Source organism: Vibrio sp. V31_P5A7T61 (assembly GCF_009904895.1).
GTDB classification, from domain to species: domain Bacteria; phylum Pseudomonadota; class Gammaproteobacteria; order Enterobacterales; family Vibrionaceae; genus Vibrio; species Vibrio metschnikovii.
The window spans coordinates 1-2,036 of sequence record NZ_WXWI01000010.1; the positions used below are offsets into that span (position 1 = coordinate 1).

At 35.0% G+C, this 2,036-nt stretch carries 2 protein-coding genes; both read right to left on the reverse strand.

The genetic code is table 11. The annotated features are described in order from the left end of the window. On the reverse strand, window positions 1-542 hold a 542-nt coding region (locus CAG58_RS01020; RefSeq protein ID WP_161439686.1), incomplete at its 3' end, for a fimbrial biogenesis chaperone. A 69-nt stretch (window positions 543-611) separates the two neighbouring features. Continuing rightward, window positions 612-2,036 (reverse strand): fimbrial protein (locus tag CAG58_RS01025; protein WP_161439687.1); only part of this gene is annotated, 1,425 nt, incomplete at its 5' end.

Sequence of the window (2,036 nt, forward strand, 5' to 3'; positions counted from 1 at the left end):
GTATAAATACTGTTTGGCCTTACGATGCTTGGGAAAGCATCTAAAACCTGTTCGTCGATAACAACGCTAGCAAAATTAATGTGAATAGATGTTTTGTTTTCTATTTTAAGTATATACTTAATTTCACCATCTTTATCTTCTGATATGAGAGTGAAATTAATTGCTCTTATGATCTCTGAATTTGATTTACTAATTAATGGCGCACGATAAAATAATTTATACTGTTTTTGCATAGTTAATATTATTTTATCATTCGATGCTGTATCGATTGGAGGGATTTCATATAAGTTTAGCCAGTATAATTTTTCTTCTTCATATTCAACTTGAGATACATTAATCAATTGTATTATCTGAGAAGCACCTGGTTTTAAATTAAAAAGAGCCGGCTTTGTAATAACTGGAGCTATAGCACTATCCGGTTTATTATTTAAGTTACCATCATCAACCCAAGACTGAACGATCACATCGTAGTCATTTGTGTTCATCACTATCACCGATTGTGACAGCTTAGAGGAATCAAAAATAACTCTTGTTCCTTCCATTGTAACTCCTGATAAAACTGGGTTTACAAAGAGTAAACTTATAAAAAAAAGAATAGTGCTACGCATAAATTAATTAACCCTCATTACTACACGCGCAGTAGCGTGGTATTTACCAGGTGTTACGTTAATATTACCTTTAGGTATTTTTCCCAACTTAGCCTCAAAATTCATAGAGTAGGTATTATTACCAACAGGTGAGCCGATAGGCGTTATTCTACCTGGATTATGTACAACCGAGAAATAATTATCGGGATTTGAAAAGCTTAGCTGTCTTCCTGATTGATCATAAAAGGTAACAGCAACACCTTTCGCAGTGTTTTCAGATTCATAGTTTTCACTTAATAAATATGGTGTTGATATGCCATTATAAGTTAATGATAACTGTTCTGATTTTTTAAAATTAGCAGCCGTGGGTAAAAAGAACATACTAACTTGATCTTGACCTGACCCTAAAACAGATCCAGCTTGACAGTTATAAGATACAGAAAAACTAGCATTACTATAAGATCCTATATTTAACTCCGCAACACTAATTCTTGGAAATGTTACGGTTGGTGTAACAAAGTTTACTCTACATGTTGGTAGTCTACGTGTAGTAAAACTTTTGTATAATCCAATTGTTGCAGGCCAATATTGATACCAACCTGGATAATGATTTTTATGATTTAATCCTGGTGTTGGGCCCTCTAAGTTATTAAAATTTGTCGATAAAGGCAGTCGAACAGCAAAATAACCTATCGGTTGTGTGTCATCAAATTGTTTTGATACATCATACCCACTCCAACTAGGATGGCTATTACCATTAGGATGAATGTCTGGTATTCTGATCAGCTCAATTTTAATATTACTAAAGTTCTTTGCCTTTACTAAAATATTACCGTATTGATCTCTATCCAATCCAGTCAATGGTCTAGACTTCCAATTATGAGAGAAATACTCACCCGTAGAAAGGTTCGTAATACGAAACCCCAATCCTTTTACTCTTGTAGAGTAAACTCCTGGCATACCGAAGTATTGCCCGACCTCCATATCATCGTAACCACCAAAACGGTAATCACCATTTGTTGAATACATTTCGGAAATAACATTTTCTGTGCCTGCCGGACATTTGTAAAGTACTTGTTCTGGTGAATATTTTCCAGATTCAGCAAACTCTAAAAAGCTTTTAATAGAAGAGCTTAGCACTGTTCCTACTGGCTGAAAGCTAGTATCGGTGATATTCGGATCAGGCATTCTCATATTAGTGTAGTTAGAGTCTGTCGCCCCCGTCCAAACTCCTGTTGTACCATATTCAGCCTGTACACCCCATAAATTACCAGAGTTAGGCTTATTCGCCACATGACTAGGAGCATGACTAACTCTCACACACTTTGGAATGGGGCCATAAAAAGTAGCTTGTGCACTATTTATAATAAAATAGCTCATCAATCCTAACAGCCATTTTATAGAACCATGTTTATTAAATAAATACATTATTTGCATGTAGTAGATAAC